Origin of the sequence: Spirosoma sp. KCTC 42546 (assembly GCF_006965485.1) — a bacterium.
In the GTDB taxonomy this organism is placed as follows: Bacteria; Bacteroidota; Bacteroidia; order Cytophagales; family Spirosomataceae; genus Spirosoma.
In genome coordinates, this window is the sequence record NZ_CP041360.1 from 6,450,431 (window position 1) to 6,469,867 (window position 19,437).

11 protein-coding genes are annotated in these 19,437 nt (G+C 50.1%); 6 read left to right on the forward strand and 5 right to left on the reverse strand.

Translation table 11 applies throughout. The features are described from left to right. Window positions 1–4: 4 nt before the first annotated feature. The 5 genes from EXU85_RS26520 to EXU85_RS26540 all read right to left on the reverse strand — a co-directional run bounded on the left by EXU85_RS26520 (window position 5) and on the right by EXU85_RS26540 (window position 7,946). Window positions 5–3,505: a TonB-dependent receptor gene (locus tag EXU85_RS26520; RefSeq protein WP_246859254.1), complete on the reverse strand. Its 3,501-nt coding sequence runs from the start codon at window positions 3,503–3,505 to the stop codon at window positions 5–7. A gap of 34 nt (window positions 3,506–3,539) precedes the next feature. Beyond that, window positions 3,540–4,643 carry a FecR family protein gene (locus tag EXU85_RS26525; RefSeq protein ID WP_142774981.1) on the reverse strand — a complete coding sequence of 368 codons (1,104 nt, stop codon included), beginning with the start codon at window positions 4,641–4,643 and terminating at the stop codon, window positions 3,540–3,542. A 118-nt stretch (window positions 4,644–4,761) separates the two neighbouring features. Then, the gene (locus EXU85_RS26530; RefSeq protein WP_142774982.1) at window positions 4,762–5,361 is read right to left on the reverse strand and encodes an RNA polymerase sigma factor; all 600 of its coding nucleotides are present in this window, start codon (window positions 5,359–5,361) and stop codon (window positions 4,762–4,764) included. 151 nt (window positions 5,362–5,512) lie between these two features. Continuing rightward, window positions 5,513–6,346 carry an IS982 family transposase gene (locus tag EXU85_RS26535; RefSeq protein ID WP_142772998.1) on the reverse strand — a complete coding sequence of 278 codons (834 nt, stop codon included), beginning with the start codon at window positions 6,344–6,346 and terminating at the stop codon, window positions 5,513–5,515. Between the two features lie 124 nt (window positions 6,347–6,470). Further along, entirely contained in the window at window positions 6,471–7,946 is a 1,476-nt protein-coding gene (locus EXU85_RS26540) for a M48 family metalloprotease (RefSeq protein ID WP_142774983.1), read from the reverse strand. Between the two features lie 480 nt (window positions 7,947–8,426). Here EXU85_RS26540 and EXU85_RS26545 point away from each other — a divergent pair, with 480 nt between their 5' ends. The 6 genes from EXU85_RS26545 (at window position 8,427) to EXU85_RS26570 (ending at window position 19,345) form a co-directional block, all read left to right on the forward strand. Beyond that, complete coding sequence (locus tag EXU85_RS26545) at window positions 8,427–9,095, forward strand: RNA polymerase sigma factor (RefSeq protein WP_142774984.1); 669 nt, start codon at window positions 8,427–8,429, stop codon at window positions 9,093–9,095. Window positions 9,096–9,144: 49 nt separating this feature from the next. Then, complete coding sequence (locus EXU85_RS26550) at window positions 9,145–10,149, forward strand: FecR domain-containing protein (protein WP_142774985.1); 1,005 nt, start codon at window positions 9,145–9,147, stop codon at window positions 10,147–10,149. 31 nt (window positions 10,150–10,180) lie between these two features. Beyond that, on the forward strand, window positions 10,181–13,564 hold the full coding sequence (locus EXU85_RS26555) for a SusC/RagA family TonB-linked outer membrane protein (protein ID WP_142774986.1): 3,384 nt from the start codon (window positions 10,181–10,183) through the stop codon (window positions 13,562–13,564). Window positions 13,565–13,603: 39 nt separating this feature from the next. Further along, a complete protein-coding gene (locus tag EXU85_RS26560; RefSeq protein ID WP_142774987.1) occupies window positions 13,604–15,268 on the forward strand; it encodes a RagB/SusD family nutrient uptake outer membrane protein in 1,665 nt (554 codons plus the stop codon). A 220-nt stretch (window positions 15,269–15,488) separates the two neighbouring features. Further along, window positions 15,489–17,249: an FAD-dependent oxidoreductase gene (locus EXU85_RS26565; protein WP_142774988.1), complete on the forward strand. Its 1,761-nt coding sequence runs from the start codon at window positions 15,489–15,491 to the stop codon at window positions 17,247–17,249. A gap of 95 nt (window positions 17,250–17,344) precedes the next feature. After that, window positions 17,345–19,345 carry an FAD-dependent oxidoreductase gene (locus tag EXU85_RS26570; RefSeq protein WP_142774989.1) on the forward strand — a complete coding sequence of 667 codons (2,001 nt, stop codon included), beginning with the start codon at window positions 17,345–17,347 and terminating at the stop codon, window positions 19,343–19,345. Window positions 19,346–19,437 lie beyond the last annotated feature (92 nt).

Consider the following 19,437-nt stretch of genomic DNA (forward strand, 5'->3'; position numbering starts at 1 on the left):
TTGTTTAGAAACCCAGGTTAAGACCAACGGTGAATGTTTTTGCTAATGGATAATAGCCGTAGTCAACTCCACCGGTTAATGGGCCTTCGTAATTACTCACTTCGGGGTTGTAGTTCAGGTATTTTGTCCAGGTGTGCAGATTCTGGGCCGATACATACACCCGAGCCTGCTGAATTTTGGCTTTATTCAACAAGGCTTTTGGTAACTGGTAGCCTAAGCTGATGTTCTGAATACGCAGGTACGAACCATCTTCAACCCAGCGCGACGAAACGGCGTTGTTGTTTCCCGTTGTGCGGGCATTGGCGCGGGGTGTTACGCCATCGCCCGGGTTACTCTCCGACCGCCAGCGGGTCAGTACCGTTGTGATCTGATTGGCATTCCCTTCCAGATTCTCGAAGAAGCGACGACTCAGGTTCAGCACCTGTCCGCCCTGCGTGCCCTGAAGGGCGATATTCAGGTCAAACCCTTTGTAGCTGAAGCTGTTGGTCATGCTGTAAATGAATTTGGGCTGGTTGTTCCCAATAATGGTCCGGTCGTCGGCCGTGATTTTACCATCGCCATTTACATCTTCGAATTTCACATCGCCCGGTTTGGCCGTTGCATCGTGCGGATAGCTGTTCAGATCGGCCTGGCTTTGAAAAATGCCGATTTGTTTGTAGCCGTAAAAACTGCCGATGGGTGATCCAATCTGGGTAATGTTCGTCTGATCCACACCACTATTGCTCCGAATGGGATCGCCTGTGGGTCCGAGTGCCAGTACTTTGTTCCGGTTAAACGACAGATTCGCGCTGGTATTCCACACAAAAGCACCGGTAATGTTGCGCGTATTGAGGGCAAACTCCCAGCCTTTGTTTTCCATCTTACCAATGTTTTTCACCGCCGAAGAAAAGCCCGTTACGGTTGGCACATTCACCGACAACAGCAGGTCTTTGGTAATTCGCTGGTAATAGTCGACGATCAGGTAGATCCGGTTGTTGAGCAAACCCAGGTCAATACCTGCGTCAAACTGCTGGCTCTTTTCCCAACCTAATTTGCTGTTCCCCAGCGAACCAGGGGCTAATCCGTTAGCCAGTGCGTTATTATAACTGTAGTTATCAGATCGGAGCGTAGCCGCATAAGGATAAAAATCGTTGCCAAACGCATTATTGCCGGAGAATCCATACGCAACCCGAAGTTTACCTTCCGATAAGGCGCGAATTCCTTTCATAAAACTTTCTTCGGTAAAGCGCCAGCCTAATGAGCCAGCGGGGAACGTACCCCAGCGATTTTCGGGCCCGAAGATGGACGAGCCATCCCGACGCACAGACACATTGGCCAGATACCGGCTTTTATAATTGTAATTCAGACGGGCAAAATAAGACGTCGAGGCATTGGCCCGTGCACTAGATGTAATGGTAGAGGTGGTTCCATTGGCACTGGCATTCAGCGTTTCAACAACATCATTGGCGTACGAGCTACCCGTTCCTAAGCTGTACTGATATTGGTAACGAGTGGATTCCATACCAACCAGCACATCCAGATTATGGGCGTCATTAAAGGTTTTGCTGTACGTCAGGGTTTGGTTAAACAACCAGCTCAGGCCCTGCTCCGACTCCGCTCTACCCGTGGCGGCATTGGGGGGCAGCAACTGGTTAAGTGGAATGCGGGAGGTCCGGTACCCGTTCCGACGATACCCTGTGTAATTGATATTTCCCGATGCCCGGTATTTGAAAGCCTTCAGGAAACTGTATTCCACATAGGTGTTAGCCAGCAGGTTGGTTTGCTGATACTGACTATGGTTTTCGGTGATGTTGGCAATTGGGTTCGTGATACCCGGATAGTTGTAGGGCGCGGCCAGTTCGGTTTGTGACGAATAGGTCGTTCCATCGGCCGCATAAATGGGGGCCATCGGCATAGCCGACAAAGCAGCATTGATGATCCCGTTATTGGCCCAGTGTCCTTCGGCCGTAACTTCCTGCTGCTGCTTGAACGATGGGTTAATGTTCAAACCCACCCGCAACTCAGGCGTGATATTGACATCGACATTGGCCCGCAACGTGTACCGGTCGAGGGTCGAGCCCTTAATGATTCCGTCCTGTTTGAGGTAGCCACCGCTAATCAGATAACGAGCTTTATCAGTACCGCCCGATACGCCAAGCTGGTAGTTACTGATCTTGGCCTTTCTGAAAATCATGTCCTGGTAGTTATTGTAGGGCAGATTCGCAACTCGGGTCGGGTCATCGAAGTTAAACCAGTCATACAGGTCACCTCTCGGGTAACGATAACGCAGGTAAGACGTTGGCCGAACACTGTTTGGATCATTGATACTGGCACCCGGTACATTTTCGATGTAGGCTGTGTTCGATGATTCCTTACCAAATTCAGCAAACTGCTGAGAATTGAGCAGATCAAGCTTTTTGGTCACCTGCTGAAACCCGGTGTACACGTCCAGGTTGACATTGGTTTTGCCGTTTTTACCGCGTTTGGTCGTGACCAGAATGACGCCGTTAGACCCCTTGGAACCGTAAATAGCGGCCGAGGAGGCATCTTTCAGGACATCGATACTTTCGATATCGTTACTATTGAGCAGGCTAAATACATTGGCATCCACAATGTTTCCATCCACAACAATCAGCGGTGAATTGCCCGCGCTAATAGAGCCAAACCCTCTGACCTTGATGGCGGGCGTGCTGCCAGGTGTACCGTTATTCTGTTGCACAACAACACCGGCAATTTTTCCCTGGAGGGCCGTTGCTGCGTTTGATACGGGCATATCTCTTAATTCGGACATCGGCACCGACGCAATAGCCGCCGTTACCGCTTCCCGTTTCTGGGTGCCGTAGCCCACCACCACCACTTCATTCAGCGTTTTATTGTCGTTCACCAGCTTGACGGATAGCTGATTACTATTTCCCAGCGGCACCTCCTGGCTCTGGTAGCCAACAAAGCTAAACACCAGAACAGGCGTTCCTTCTTCAGGAACGGTCAGTCGATATTGGCCCTGGGCATCGGTTGTGGTACCGCGCTGGCTGCCTTTCACCACGACACTCACGCCGGGTAGTCCCTCACCGGTATCGTCGGTAACGGTTCCGGTAACGATGCGGTCGGCGGTTACGCTCATTGGCACCTGACTGGTCTTGAGAGGCTGGATCATTTCCGGACCGGCCGAGTTCAGCAGAATACGCTTGCCCGTTAGCTGATAGCTCAGCTGGAGTGGACGCAGGAGTTTTTCAAGTACTGCCGACAGTCGTTCGTTGGCAACGTTTAGGGATACTTTTCGCTTGGCCTGAATAAGCTTGTCGCTGTACATAAATTCAACATCGGCCTCGCGCTCAATGGTTTTCAGGATATTTTTGATGGTCACATCCTCCAGTTGCAGGCTAATCTGGCGATCTAATGGCGATTGGGCATCAACGGTTGTGGCATACGTCATGCCCGCAAAAAGCAGCAGGAGTATGCAGCCCTGAACGAGCGGAGTTTTCATAAAGACCAGAGCAAGCGTTCGTAAAGGTCTAGTTCGTTTCATAGAATTGATTGTGAGTAAAAGGTAAAAAATAGCGTTAGTAACACCCGGGGGCGCTAATAACAATTTGAGCATCAACGATTTGATAAGAGGCTTTTATGGTTTGGCAAATCAGGTTAAGTTTCTCCAGCAGCGGTTCATCCTGAAATTTTGCCGTTATCGTACACTGTTTCAGTAGTTGTTCATCGAAGACGATATCGATCCCGTAAGCCTCTTCCAGTTGGGCAAAAACCTTGGTGACGGAGGTTTCGTCGTAGACAAACACGTCGTTTGCAAAGCGGTGCCTGATAATGGTTGGATCGGGCATAATGGTCCGATGGAAATTACCTTCCTGACGATTAAAAACTACCTGCTGGTTGGGCGTCAGGACAAGGCCGGGCACATCGCTGTTCACTTCTTTTTCAGCACGCTGCCAATCGCTTCGGGCAAAAACAGACACCCGCCCCGTACGAACAGCGACCTGCACATTGGCCTGATTTTCGAAGGCTTTAACCGTGAAGCTGGTCCCTAGAACGCGGGTAACCACTTCGTTGGCATGGACATAAAACGGCTGTAGCGGATTTTTCTGAACGTTAAAAAATGCTTCGCCGGTTAAATAAACCTCCCGTTTAGCCCCCATAAAGTGCTCACTGAAACTAATCCGGCTGGCAGGCTGAAGCAGTACCAGACTACCATCAGGCAGCGGCACCGACAAGGGCGCATTGGTGGTATTTATTTTTTCAATAAGAGCAACTGGCGACGACTTAATCAGCTGTGTATAGATGGGTTGTTCAACTGGCTTACGAAATACCCAAACCGACCAGCCAAGGCCTGCCGTCAGCACGAGCATGGCCGCCACTCGCGCCCACCACATAAACTGGCTGGTGGAAGGCGAGCCCAGCGTGCGCCGTTGATGCGTCTGTGCCCGAATCTGGTAAACCTGATTCTGTACTTCCTCTTCTGAAATATCCCGGTACGGTTTTACATCCAGACCAACAATAAGTAGCCTCGCCTGCTGAGCGATTTCCTGTTTATCCGGATGCCTGTGAAGCCAATCCTGCCAGAATTTCCATTCCTCCGGGGGGCTTTCCTGCCGCGCCCATCGGTTGAATGACTCATCTAACAAAAAATCGTCGAGTTGAAAATCCTGGTAGTTTTTCATGAAGGAATAAGCTAAAACCTAGCCTCTAGTACCAACATGCAGTCGCCCTACCAATCCTACTGGAAAGAATGTGTGTTTTTTTGAAAAAATAGCACTGGAGAGTGGGAATCCCTGATAATCAGGAATGCGCAGTCACAACATCGAGTAACGCCAGGAAGAAAGCCATATCGCCCTGCCAGGTAGTCCGCAGTTTTTGAAGAGCCTCGTGCAGAATATTGTACACCGATTGGCGGTTGAGAGACATGACCTCCGCAATCTGCTCGTGGGTCAGGTTCTGGTAGAACTTAAGAAAAATGACTTCTTTTTGCCGACGGGAAAGCTTATTGAGCAGTGCTTCCAGTTGCTGAACCTGATCGCGGGAAACTTCCTGGGTAATAAGTTGAGCCTCGATGGAGAATTCTACTTCAAAGAAATAATTTTCCTCCAGAGCTTCCCAGTTGGAACCCCATTTGGCCCGCCCCCTGAAGATCCGGCGACGAAGCGATTTAAGCAGATAGAACTTCACAAACTCCGTTTCGTTAACGGTATTCCGGCGTTGCCAGAGTTCAACGAACACATCCTGAATACAATCTTTAACGTACTCATCGTCAGCATCCAGGCGGATACCGTAGCGAAAAAGTGTTTGATAATAGCGCTGAACAAGCTGGTCAAAAGCAATGGTATCGCCCGTTCGGAAACGTTGCCAAAGTACGGTATCATCCACTAGGTCGGCTTTCATGGGCAGGCTGTATGCACTTTTACCGGAAGCAAAATACGAATGAATCTACTCTAAAAATAAGTGAGTAATCAAGCCACATTAAGTAAGATTAGAGTCTGTTGATTCTAGTACAATAGAATTAGACGTTCTTATAATTAATCTAAGTTGTATGTCACAAGTTTGTTTCGAGGGTATAGGCTATCAAAAACAACACGATTTTAATAAGGAAACCGGCTTCAGTAACGGCATGAATTTTCTTAGGAAATCGCATCGTAATCTGGCTAAAGGCCTGCTCAATCCGTTGGCGAAGTTGCTTTTTGTAAGCAGCTTCCCAAGCTTGATCGGGGCGTTGGCTATTACTTTTTCGTTGTATTCTTAAATTAACCTCCTCACCCTCAGCATACAAATCCTCTTGCTCGTAATCGGTGTAGCCCGAGTCCCCATAGACTTCGCTACCTGCTGGCAACGTCAAATGCATCATCTGAAGCGCCGTCACATCCACATACGAACCCGGCAGAATAAAAAACTGAACCGGTTGCTTGTCGCGGGTGGTGATGAGTTGAACACGAAAGCCAAAAAAGAATCGACGCTTCGACGCAATCTTCCCTCGATATTCCTCCCCTTTGACTAACCGCGATCGGCCAATGCGGATGTTGTCACAAACTGCCACAGGAAACGAATCGATCAGGTATTCTCCGCTCAGATTGAGTGCTTTGAAAAAATCAGCCAGATAGTAGAACAAGGCACTCAGTGTGGTCGCCAGGCGGTGAAGACGACGATTGAACGCCGATTTCTCAAGCATGACAATACCTTGCTTATCAGCCATGTAGAGCATAGCCGAGGCTTGATTGCCACCAAAGAAAGGGGCCGATATGATGGCGGTTGTCAACACGATACTGTCGCTAACTTTAGGAGTTGTCTGGGGTTTTACACTCCCCTGATTTTTGCCCACTTCGATGAAATAATCATCCAAAAAGCAATAAATTGCCACTACTTTCTCAGACATAGCTGGTTAGATTTACCTCTGTTTTCGCACTTCAAAGGTAGTCTGGCTTGTGCTATGTCTGTTTTTTTAAGGGGTTTGCCTATCAAATCAATCGCCTTTCATACAACTTAGATTAATTAATCATCTATCGGCTAATAACCTTAACCAAAGCGCCCCTTTTTACCCGATCATCGGCTTTGAGCCCATTTAATATACCGGCCTCTTCGACTCGATTAGCAGGCATTCCCAAAGCGGTTACCACTTCACGAAAGGAACCATCGCGGGGAGACGATTTTACCACTATACGTTCTGCCTTGCGATTGAGTTTATCAGGATCGGAGAGCGAGCGGAAATTTTCGGCTACCTGTTTAAACGTACTAAAACTGCTGTTGAAATCGGCACCAGTCGCCAATCCATGCAGTGCATAAACGGCATTGTTATACTGAATCAGCCAAGTGCCAATCTGGAGTGCCGTTTTAGGGTCTTGTTGCTGTTGCTGCCCCTGCTGCTGTTGTTGCTGTTGCCGTGAAATGAGTACATAAGCCGGATTGCCGTTAATTGTGGTTTTACTAGTTTCCAGTACGTTCAGGCTTAGTTCTTTTACTAAATTCTGAGCAGCCTCGTCGAGTGAGTTCCCTTTCGCCAGCATTAGAATCATCGCGGATTTTCCATCTTTAGCCGCCATTTGGAACTGGCTTGGTGAATTTTGAGACTGCCAGCTGTTGGGTACAGGAAATTGAAACCGTAGTTCAGGATGATAAAAATATCCGTTTTCAACAAAACCCTGCTTAGGATCTTCACCATACATAATGCCATCAATCAGTCGCAGATATCGGTCGCGATCTACCTGGTAAGAAGCTGGATTCTTGGCCTGGTAGTCTTTTGCCAGTTCATGTACACGCGTGAAGCGATTACCAGGATCGGGGTGAGTCGACATGAACTGAGGTATGGCCTGACCTGAGTTGTCGGAAAGGCGTTTAAGCGTTCCAAAAAAATCAGCCATCTGGTGTGCATCATAGCCAATCTTACTGGAGTATTCTACCCCGAGTTTGTCGGACTCCGATTCGTGGTCGCGGCTGTATTTTAGGGATAAAAGGCCCAGTCCCTGTTGAAGTGCTTCGATATTTTCCCCAACAACCTGAGGAGCCAGTACGGCCCCGCCAATTAGCGCAATTGTACTGAGTAACTGGCTTTTCTGAGAACGGGCCGCGTGCTTGGCCGTTATATGACCGATTTCGTGGCCCAGTACACCGGCAAATTCAGCTTCATTATTGAAGTGAGCCAAAATACCACGCGTGAAATAAACATAGCCCCCCGGTACGGCAAAGGCATTAACAATCGGCGAATCAACGATGTAGAACTGGTAAGGAAGATCGGGCCGATGCGAAACTTTGGCCATTGCTTTTCCTTTTTCGTTCATAAAAGCCTGAAGGTTTTTGTCTTCATATAAACCCATCGTGGCAATAACCGACGGGTGCGATTCTTTACCAATGGCAATTTCCTGCTCGGTCGACATCAGACTTATTTCGCGCTTCCCTGTAACAGGATTACGAGCGCAGGCAAAACCAAATAAGAGTGCAATGAAAATAATAAGTTGTCTGAAATTTGTGAGTGTACACATGGTAGGAAATATAGAAACGTGTAGAGCGTCGTTCCACCTAAAAGGTCAACCAGATCGTCGCTAAATCCAATATAAACACAAGATAGACCTCTATTTGTTTTAATGTCATTTTAATAATGAAGCTATTTAACCGTTGGTAATGTTTAAATTTTTCAAAAACGATGTACAATACACTTTTAGACTGTAGTACCAACCGTCTTGGTTGGACGGGAAATAAGTAGCTTCACTAATGATTGGAACGGCTAATAGTTCGTAAAAAAAATACCCACATTTTCAAGGGAGACAAGGCCGTTTTAAGCGCTTTGCGGCTGGTACACCTGTTACTCATGCCCTAGTTTACCGACCAGCCTATTGAATTAGAAGCTGCTATTTTTTGCAATGGGAGCCCTTTTTAAAAGAAATTCGCTATTTTTTCAAAAAGACACTACGGGTAAAATTGTCCAATTAAGTCTTTGATTCGTTTTAGCATTTTTCGAGTCAATGGCTATCTTTACAGTAGTGTCTTCTACCCCTTCACCCGACCCCTGGACTTCGCCATCCCTAAACGGAGAAAAGCCCATGTCGACGGTATACGATTCAGAACTTTTCCTGCGAAAAGCGTTTGAACAGGAGCCCCGTAAGGGATTTGAGTTACTGTTTCGCCAGTATTATACGCCTTTATGCAGCCACGCCGTCCGGTTTGTGTATTCGCGCCAACTGGCCGAAGATCTGGTCAGTGAGGTATTTTATCAGTTCTACCGCACAGAGGCTTATCGAAAAGTACGCTCCTCCTTCATCAGTTATCTGTTCACGGCCGTTCGGAATGAAGCGTATACGCACCTGCGCAAAGAATTCGGCAAAACAGACTCCATCGACTCCACTACCGAGAACCATTTACAGGGAAGCCAGCCCCAGCCCGATTCGGAAGTTCACTTCAATAACCTCTACCTGGCCGTTACGGAGGCCATTAACCATTTGCCCGCCCAATGTCGCCGGGTGTTTCTGCTGAGTCGGTTCGAGAACAAAAAGTACGACGAGATCGCTGCTGAATTGCAGATTTCGCCCCGAACCGTTGAAGTCCACATTTCCAAGGCGCTGAAACACCTGCGCCAGACCCTGCGCGACGAATGGACCCTGCTGCTGTGCCTTCTCAATCTTTTTTTCCAGTGAACTAAGGGGAAATACAGCTTTCGGAGTCTCTCGTCCAAATTCCACGACTATGAACCATTCGCTTTCAAAACAGAACCTGTTCGCCTATCTGGCTGGGCAGGCCACTCCCCTCGAACGACAACTGGTGGAGGAATGGCTGAAAAATCCGGCCAATACCGAAACCTTCCATACCTGGCTGCTTGAATGGGAAATGCGCTCCCTGCAATTCATACCGGATCAGGAAGCAGCTTTTGACAAACTAACTAAACGCCTGGAGCAGGCCGACGCGCCGGAACCGGTTGAACCGGCTGCACCGACCCGGCAACTGCCCGTTCAGGTATGGGGATGGAAGCCTTACCTGGTGGCAGCAACGGTCTTACTGGCGCTGAGTCTGGCCTTCAGTCCCGTACGAAACAAGCTACTCTACCAGACCTACCAGACCGTTTCGGGTCAGATGCAGGCGATCCGGCTCGACGATGGAACCGACGTTACCCTGAAACCCAACTCATCGCTTCGGGTGCCCCGCTTTGGGTTTCAGCGCGATATCCGACAGGTGACGCTAACGGGAGAAGGCCGTTTTTCAGTAACACACAAGCCCGATCATCAGCGCTTTGTCGTTAAAACATCCGATCAGTTTCAGGTCGAAGTGCTGGGTACCGAGTTCACGGTGTATGCCCGAAAACAGGGGACGAATGTAGTACTGGACCGGGGTAAAATTCGGATCGATTATAAAACCGCTACGCAAAAAAAGCAGGTGGTCATGAAACCCGGCGAGATGGTTACGCTGAGTGAGCAGGGAACCATTCAATTACGGAAACTAGCTCCCGTCAAGAGCCTTATCGCCCAAAAAGAAACCCTGTTTCTATTCCGAAATACGTCGTTGTGGGAGGCCTGTTACCTGATTGGTGAACATTTTGGGCTTAAAGTCGAAATTACGGATGACTCGCTGGCCCACCGGACCTTCTCCGGCAATTTTCGGGCTCGCTCAGCCAATGAACTGCTGGATCTACTAACAGCAACGTCCAACCTCCGCATCGATTCTACCGGCAATACCCTCCTCCTGAAAGAAAACTAATTAGTCCTACTCTTTTTTACCATTAACCTCAATGAAGAAAACTGTACACCGCCTGGGTTTACTGGCTGTTTTATTGACGGGCTATCCCGTAAGTAGCTTTTGTCAGACGCTCGCATCGGCTCAGGTACTGCCACGCTCGGGGAGCCGAAACGCACAGACCCAACTCAAAACCGTTTTACTCGATTTGCAGCGGCATTACCGAGCCGAAATTGTTTTTGAAGACCAGATCATGGTGGGGAAAATTGTCGCCACCGATGCATTGAACCTGAACCTGTCGCTGGAGAAAAACCTGAACCAGTTGCTAAAAAATACAGGCTTACGGGTTCGAAAAATCCGGAAAGACACCTACGTGATTACCGAAGCCCGACGCGAAAAATCAACGGTCTCAAACCGGGAAGCAGACCCCACAGAATCCAGTACGCCACCTACGGCAACCGACACCCGAACAACCCTGACGGTACCAGAGCAAGCGGTGTCGCACCTGGCGAACGTGGCCGACCTCAGCGTGGCAGGCACCGTAACCGACGAATCCGGAGCGGTCTTGCCGGGGGTGAGCGTTATCGTGAAAGGAACAACCCGGGGTACCACAACCGACAGCAAAGGGTTTTACCAGGTAAATGTGCCCGATCAGACTGCCGTGCTGGTGTTCAGTTTTGTCGGATACCTGTCGCAGGAAGTAACGGTTGGCAATCGAACAACCCTCGGCATCAAGCTCGAAACCGATACCAAAGCGTTGTCGGAAGTGGTGGTTGTGGGCTACGGAACCCAGAAAAAAGTGAACCTGACGGGGGCCGTATCGTCCGTTTCCAGTGAGGAGATCACGCGCCGTCCCGTTGGGCAAACGTCGTCCGCGCTACAGGGGTTGATGCCGGGGGTAACGGTCACACAACGATCAGGCCGACCCGGTGCCGATGGCGGCTCCATCCGGATTCGGGGTATTGGCACTTTGGGGACAGCTGATCCATTGGTACTCATCGACAACATCGAAGGCTCGATGAACAGCATCGACCCGAATCTGATCGAATCAGTTTCTGTCCTGAAAGACGCGGCTTCAGCTTCGATTTATGGATCACGGGCGGCCAATGGAGTCATTCTGATCACCACCAAACGGGCAAAAGGAAGCAAGATTTCCGTCAACTACAACAATTACATCGGCTGGCAAACGCCTACCAATTTACCCAAAATGGCCAACGCCATCGACCATATGCTGCTGACTAACGAAGCGTATGTAAATGTGGGCCGTTCGCCCTTGTATTCCGACGATTTAATTCAGAAATACCGGACCATAGGGGCAACTAACCGTGATTTATATCCCGACACCGACTGGCAAAAGGCCGTATTAACGGGCTCAGGTCTGCAACAAAGCCATTTTCTGAGTGTCAATGGCGGGAGCGATAAAATCCGCTTTTTGACCTCAGTGGGCTATTTTGATCAGAAAGGAGTTATTGAAAATTCTACCTACAGGCGCTATACGCTTCGGAATAACGCGGATATTCAGTTCTCTAAAAAATTCAGTGCCCGCCTTGATCTTCAGCTTGTGGCCGCTACAACGGTTGAACCGGGCAGGGGCGCGGAAGAGGTATTCCACTGGATGAACCGGATTCCAGCCAACCAGATTGGCATTAATTCAAACGGCACCTGGGGCGATGGCTGGAACGGCGACAATCCAATTGCGATTGCGCGCGATGGAGGCACCAAAAAGAACAATAGTCCCTACGCCTTTCTGAATGCAGCCCTGGTGTATAAACCGGCACCCTGGCTAACGGCCGAAGTGGCCTACGCTCCGAAATATGCCCTGTCGATCGACAAGAATTTTAACAAAGCCGTTCAGACCTACAAACCCGACGGTACGCTCAGTTTCCTGGCACCTGCGAAAAGTACACTGACCGAAGGCGACAGCCGCTCGTTGTACACGACCTTACGCGGAACCTTAACGTTTGATAAAGCCTACGGCGATCACGGCTTGAAAGTACTAGCCGGTTTCTCCCGGGAAGATTTCCGCAATGATTACACAACCGCGTACCGGGAAGGCTTTTTATTGCCCGACTATCAGGTCCTGAATGCCGGAGCGGCCGACATTCAACGGACTACCGGCGGAGCCTCCGAATGGGCGTTACAGTCCGCATTCGGGCGGATTAACTATGATTACAAACAGAAATATCTGGTAGAAGCCAATGCCCGATACGATGGATCGTCCCGTTTTGCCAAAGGGCACAAATACGGCTTTTTCCCTTCGGTATCGGCAGGCTGGCGGATTTCTCAGGAGTCGTTCATGCAGCCGCTGACGAATATCGTGAACGAGTTTAAACTGCGGGCATCCTGGGGTCAGCTTGGGAATCAGTTAATTGGTAATTATCCCTTTATGTCGTCGCTGCAATTCGGTTCGTATACGTTCAACAAACAGATTGTCAATGTAGTAGCGCTCAACACGCTGGCGAATGCGGATATTTCCTGGGAAACTACCGAAATGACCGATGTGGGGCTGGATATGACCCTGTTTTCCAACTTGTCGATTACGGCCGATTATTACTCCAAACGTACGAGAGATATTCTGCTGACGCTGGATATCCCGGCGATTATCGGGCTAGGAGCACCTTCCCAAAACGCGGGTATCGTTGATAACAAAGGCTGGGAATTGGGCATCAATTACAAAGGGGCAGCCAATACGTTTCGGTATGATGTAGGATTCAATATTTCGGACGTAAAAAATACGGTAGTCGATTTACGGGGCGTAAACCTGACTGGCCTGACCGTTAACCGGGAAGGCTATCCCATCAATTCGTTATACGGCCTACAATCGGAAGGCTATTTTCAGACGACCGACGAAGTTGCCGGTCATGCCCAGCAGTTTGGCGTAATCAAACCCGGCGATCTCAAGTACAAAGATCAGAACGGCGATGGCATTATTAATAACGATGATAACGTCGTATTTGGCAGCACCATTCCCCGTTTCACCTACGGAACAACCCTAAATGGCTACTACAAAGGCTTTAGCTTAAACATTGTGCTACAGGGTGTTGGCAAAGCCGATGGTTATCTGAATGAGCAGGGCATCATGCCATTTTTCCTGGGCGGTACGGTGCAGGAACAGCACAAAGACCACTGGACTCCGGAGAATACGAATGCGGCATTTCCCCGCCTGGCGTTCAGCGAAGCCAACAACGAGAAGAACTCCAGTTTCTGGATGCGAAATGCCGCTTACCTGCGCCTGAAAAACATTCAGCTGGGCTACACGCTCCCGACAGCGCTGACCCAACGGGCTGGTATCAAAACCGCCAGGGTATTTGCCAACGGCCAGAACCTGCTCACCTGGGATAAATTCTGGGATGGCTACGATGTCGAATCACCGGTGGGTACAGGACGCAGTTATCCGCAGGTCAAAATGATCAGCTTTGGCATCGACGTTAGCTTCTAAAACCGGCTGTCCTAAACCTTTTTTAACGAAATCATCACAATGAAAAAAATACACTACTTGCTTTTGTGCGCTTGCCTGCTGCTGAGCACAACCTCCTGCGAGGACTACCTGGAACGCTATCCGCTGGAAGGCCCCGCCGATCAGTCGTATTTTGCCAACGCCAGCGAGTTGGAACTAGCCGTCAATGGCTGCTACAAAGGCATGACCTTCTCCCCCAGCGATGGCATGTCGACTCAGCTTTTGCTCGACGACTGCACCGATATTGGCTGGGACCGGAACAATAGCACCTTACAGCAGATCGGCAAAGGCAGCCACGATAGCAACAACGGTTTTTCGAAATCGGTCTGGACCGAATCCTATAAAATTATTGGTCGCTGTAATTTCATTCTGGATAATATAAAGAAGCTGGATGGCAAAATGGACGCGGTTCTGTACGCCCGTTATCAGGCCGAAGCCCGTTTTGTGCGTGCCTATATGTATGGGTACCTGATCGAGTTATTTGGTGGTGTTCCGCTGGTTACTAAAACGTTGGGCTTATCCGATGCGCAGGTTCCGAAGAGTACTAAAACCGAATGCGCGACTTTTGTCCTGAATGAACTGGACGAAGCGGCCAAAGCTTTACCCACCAGCTACGACGCTAAGAACACAGGCCGGGCTACCAAAGGGGCAGCGTTGGCAGCCAAAGCCCGGACGGCTTTATACAACGAAAAATGGGAGGTTGCCTCTACAGCCGCCAAAGCCGTAATGGATCTGAATATCAACAAACTGCACCCAAATTACGGCGAGTTGTTTTCGTACAAAGGGCAAACCTCCAGTGAAATTATGTTTGCGTTGCAGTATCTGAAAGGAACGCTGACCCACAGCACACCCCAAAATTTCCTGTCGCGAAATGCGCAGGGAGCCTCCAACAAAGTGCCGGGACAAACGCTGATCGACTCCTATGAGTGTGCGGACGGGCTATCGATTGACAAATCGCCCCTATACAATCCTAAAGATCCGTTCAAAAACCGCGATCCACGACTGGACTTTACGGTAGCCGTACCGGGTTCCAACTATTTCAACTTCAAGTTCGAAACCCACAAAGACAGCGTTAAAACGATCAATTACGCCACCGGCGCACGGGTCGACAATCAGGATGCCATTCACGCGTTTGCCACCTATACCGGCTATTGCTGGCGGAAATACACCGACCTGACCGATAAGGACGACCGGAGCAATTCAGAAATCAATACCATTCTGATCCGATATGCCGAAGTGTTATTGATCTACGCCGAAGCTAAAATCGAAGCCAACCAGATCGATCAGTCGGTCTATGATGCCATCAATGCCGTGCGGCAACGGCCTACGGTGAACATGCCCGCCATCAAATCGGGCAAAAGTCAGGAGGAACTTCGATCAATTATCCGCAAGGAACGAAAGTATGAACTGGCCAATGAAGGCTTTCGCTTAATGGACATCCGTCGCTGGAAACTAGCGGACAAATTGCTGAACGGGAATTTCCTGGGCCGCATTCCGAAGGGATTACTGGCCACAGCACCGGTTATCGATGCCAATGGAACACCCGATTACAGCACGGTTCCCAATAAAGCCGACATGCGGGTAGTCGAAGTTCGCATTTTCAAACCCGAGCGGGACTATCTGTGGCCGATTCCGTATATCGAAACCGTGACCAACAAGGCCCTTGTACAAAACCCTGGCTATTAATAGATTCTGTGGATACTTAGCGTGGTGTCAGTTTTCCGTGGTGTCAGCGGGGCCGCCCGCGCGGTTCTTAAAACTGACATGCGAGGTTTCTCAAAACCGAGTGCAGTAACCAGCTTGACAGATTAGGTTTTAAGAAACCTAATCTGTCAGTTTTGAGAAACTGACACCACAAAGTGGTTAATAGATTTACTCAAGTACGTTAAATCTTCGTTGCCGTAAAATGCCCACAACCCGACGAAAATTCCTGAAACTGTCCAGCCTGAGCGGCCTTGCCCTCACTACAGGCCTCCCTGAATGGCAAGCAGGCCGAACAAGCCCACTCGCCGAAAACGAATATGATCTTATCATTGTGGGTGGTACGCCCGGCGGCATTATGGCAGCCGTGGCCGCTTCCCGGCTAGGCAAGAAATCACTGATTCTGGAGCGGACAGCCCACATCGGTGGGTTACCCGCCAACGGCCTGGGGGCTACGGATATTGCCACGCGGGGTGCCACCGGCGGGTTATTTATTGAGTTTGTCCAACGCATTAAAGCGCACTATGTCGAGAAATACGGTGCCGATTCGCAGCAGGCGAAGGACTGTTCGGATGGCTACCATTTCGAACCATCGGTAGCGGCCAAAATCTTCGATGGGTTCCTAAAAGACAGCCCCAATGCAACCGTCTTGACCATGCGCCAATTCGACTTTGAGCCTGAGAATCTGACGATTCAGAACAATCGGATTCAGGGCATTCGGGTAACGGATCGAAATACGAAAAAGACGGAAACCTACAAAGGGCGCTTTTTTATCGACGCCACCTACGAAGGCGATCTGATTGCGGCTGCGGGTGTACCGTTTTTTCTGGGACGCGAAGGCAAATCCGATTATAACGAAGTCGGTGCCGGACGAGTCTATAAATACTGGGCAGGGTCGGAAGGGCCAGGTTCAACATTCCAGGGCGATAACGCCGTCCAATCCTACAACTACCGCCTTTGTGTGACCAACGACCCGAAAATTCGGGTCAAGATCCAGAAACCGGCTCGGTACAATCGCGAGGAGTATGTGTCGATGATTGGTGATGTGACAACGGGGAATTACACCGGTGTGACCATGATGAAAGTGACCGATGCCCAGAAGGCTGAAAATCTGCGCCGGGCCAAAGGCGGATTGCCGCCCGACGTACCCGGTATGCCCAAAGGCATTGCCTGGCTAACGAACATGGTCAAACTCCCCAATGGCAAAAACGACGGCAACAACCAGCACCATTCGTTTCTTTCGACCGATTTGCCGGAAGAAAACTGGCCCTATCCAACCTCTGGCTGGGAATGGCGCGACCGCTTTGCCCAACGGCTTCGGGAGTATACCGAAGGCCTGTTCTACTTCGCACAGAACGACCCCGAACTACCGGACTGGTTCCGGAAAGAATGTTCCGAATGGGGTTGGGCCAAGGATGAATACACCGACAATGGCCATTTTCCCCGGCAGCTTTACGTTCGGGAAGGCCGCCGGATGAAGGGTAAATACATCTTCAAAGCGCAGGATGCCCAACCCGTCAAACCCGGCGAACGTCCCCCCCTCCACGCCGATAGCATCACGGCCAGCCACTACGCCCTTGATTCGCACGCGGTTCGAAAGCGGGAAGCAGGCCGGATTCATCTGGATGGGTTCATCAGTTATCCGTCCGCCGTGTACACCGTTCCATTCCGGGTAATTGTGCCCGATTCGCCATTGGAAAATCTGCTGGCTCCGGTTCCGGCATCGGCCACGCACATTGGTTTCTCCACACTTCGGATGGAGCCTTGCTGGATGGCGCTGGGTCAGGCCGCTGGAACGGCTGCGGCCCTGTGCGTACAAAAATCGCAATCGGTGCATGCGTTAGCCGTTCCCGAATTGCAAAAAGCGCTGCTTCAGCAAAAAGCAATTCTGGTCTATACAAAAGGCATGACAACTACCGATCCGAATTTCGACGCCAACCAGTTGGCTGCCTTACATGGGAAATGAGTTATTGGCTATTGGTTATTAGTCGTTCGACAAATCTCTAATAATCAGCAATTAATAGCCAATAATGAATCACTAATAACCAGTAACCAATAACTATGCGATACGCACTCACCCTTTGTCTTAGCCTCTTACTAACATATTCAACTAGTGCCCAGCAGCAGGTCGACATCTGCGTATATGGTGGCACATCGGGCGGGGTCATAGCGGCTTATACCGCCCGGAAAGCCGGGAAAACCGTGCTCCTGATCGAACCCGGCAAGCACCTGGGGGGCATGACCTCCGGCGGGTTGGGCCTGACGGACATTGGCAATAAATACGCCATTACGGGCATCTCCCGCGATTATTACCGACGCATTGGCCAACATTACGGTAAGTTTGAACAGTGGATCTTTGAGCCGCATGTTGCCGAAGATCTGTTCAAGGATTACGTCAGGCGCGGCAATGTCGACGTATTGTTTTCTCACCGGCTGTCGAGCGTAAAGAAAACCAGTGGACAGATTCAGGAAATCGTTCTGGAAAATTCAGACAAACCGTCGGCCAAACGGACTATTCGGGCCAGAATGTTTATCGACTGTTCGTACGAAGGTGATCTGATGGCCAAAGCCGGAGTTTCCTATACGGTTGGCCGGGAGGATAACTCTAAATACAACGAAACCATCAGTGGGGTGCAGTTGATGACCGGCCACCAGCTTCCCGATGGGATCGACCCCTACAAAACGCCCGGCAATCCGGCATCGGGTCTGGTTTGGGGCGTCAGTCCGGCAAAGCTGGAGCCTAATGGAACGGGCGATGGAAAGGCCCAGGCCTACAATTATCGTATTTGTCTCTCGTCTGATCCAGCCAATCAGGTCCCGATCACGCGTCCGGCGGGCTATGATTCCACCCGCTACGAATTGCTCGTACGCCTGATGGCGGCCCAGCCCCAGAAACAATCGCTCAATGACTATTTCATCTGGAGTGGCATGCCCAACAAAAAAACCGACATCAACAATCGGAATGGTTTTTCGACTGATATGATCGGGATGAATTATGCGTATCCTGATGGGAGCTACGACAAACGGGCACAAATCATCCGCGATCATGAGCTGTACACCAAGGGCTTACTGTATTTCGTCGGTCATGATTCCCGCGTACCCCAGGCGCTTCGGGAGCAAATGCTGAAGTGGGGTTACCCTAAAGATGAGTATACCGATACGGGCAACTGGTCATCGCAACTCTACATTCGGGAAGCACGTCGGATGGTAGGCGCTTATGTGATGACGCAAGCGAATTGCCAGGGGAAAGAAGTCGTGACAGACGGGGTTGGCATGGCGGCTTATACGATGGATTCGCACAATATTCAGCGCATCGTGATCGAGAAAGACGGTAAGAAAATGGCCAAAAATGAGGGCAACGTGGAAGTTGGTGGATTTGGTCCGTACCCCATCTCCTACCGGGCGCTGATTCCCAAAGAAAGCGAATGTCGGAATTTGCTGGTGCCGGTTTGTTTATCGGCGTCGCACATTGCGTACGGGTCGATTCGGATGGAACCGGTGTTCATGGTGCTGGGCCAGTCGACAGCGTTGGCGGCAGTGATGGCAATCGACGCAAAAACCAGCGTGCAAAAAGTGGATATTGCGAAACTGCAACAGGAGCTAAAAGCCAACCCACTGGGTGATGGTAGCACGCCTGAAATTCTGGTCGATAATGAAAACCAGACCCTGACGACGGTAACCGGTCCGTGGCGCGTGGAGAGCAAAAGCAAAGGTGGGTACGGCCCTTCCTACCTGATTTATGAAGGTCAGGGGGGCGAAGCAGCTTCCGTCCGCTTTAAACCAGACATTGTAAAAGCGGGCAACTACAAGATTTACGCCTACTTCCCCCGATTAGCCAAAACGGCCTCCGAGTTGGGCATTACGGTATCGGACGGAAAAACGAGCAAATCCCATCCGATCAAACCCGCCGATATTGTTGTGGTTGGGCAAACATCCGGCGAATGGGTTTCGCTGGGCGAGTATACGCTACCTAAAGGCCAGACCTCATCGGTCGATATAGCCGTCAAGCAAGCCGATGGCCCGACAGTGGCCGATGCCGTTTTATTCGTTCCAGCGTTCTGACGTCTGGTTTATTTTCAATTAATGATAACGTGCTATTTTACAGGATCAGGTAGAATGGCGATTCTTACTTTACGATGTCAAGTTTGAACAGG

What these genes read in the sequence shown, in the direction of transcription:
- EXU85_RS26520 (WP_246859254.1), bottom strand. Translation starts at nt 3,505, where the DNA reads ATGAAACGAACTAGACCTTTACGAACGCTTGCTCTGGTCTTTATGAAA.
- EXU85_RS26525 (WP_142774981.1), bottom strand. Translation starts at nt 4,643, where the DNA reads ATGAAAAACTACCAGGATTTTCAACTCGACGATTTTTTGTTAGATGAG.
- EXU85_RS26530 (WP_142774982.1), bottom strand. Translation starts at nt 5,361, where the DNA reads ATGAAAGCCGACCTAGTGGATGATACCGTACTTTGGCAACGTTTCCGA.
- EXU85_RS26535 (WP_142772998.1), bottom strand. Translation starts at nt 6,346, where the DNA reads ATGTCTGAGAAAGTAGTGGCAATTTATTGCTTTTTGGATGATTATTTC.
- EXU85_RS26540 (WP_142774983.1), bottom strand. Translation starts at nt 7,946, where the DNA reads ATGTGTACACTCACAAATTTCAGACAACTTATTATTTTCATTGCACTC.
- EXU85_RS26545 (WP_142774984.1), top strand. Translation starts at nt 8,427, where the DNA reads ATGGCTATCTTTACAGTAGTGTCTTCTACCCCTTCACCCGACCCCTGG.
- EXU85_RS26550 (WP_142774985.1), top strand. Translation starts at nt 9,145, where the DNA reads ATGAACCATTCGCTTTCAAAACAGAACCTGTTCGCCTATCTGGCTGGG.
- EXU85_RS26555 (WP_142774986.1), top strand. Translation starts at nt 10,181, where the DNA reads ATGAAGAAAACTGTACACCGCCTGGGTTTACTGGCTGTTTTATTGACG.
- EXU85_RS26560 (WP_142774987.1), top strand. Translation starts at nt 13,604, where the DNA reads ATGAAAAAAATACACTACTTGCTTTTGTGCGCTTGCCTGCTGCTGAGC.
- EXU85_RS26565 (WP_142774988.1), top strand. Translation starts at nt 15,489, where the DNA reads ATGCCCACAACCCGACGAAAATTCCTGAAACTGTCCAGCCTGAGCGGC.
- EXU85_RS26570 (WP_142774989.1), top strand. Translation starts at nt 17,345, where the DNA reads ATGCGATACGCACTCACCCTTTGTCTTAGCCTCTTACTAACATATTCA.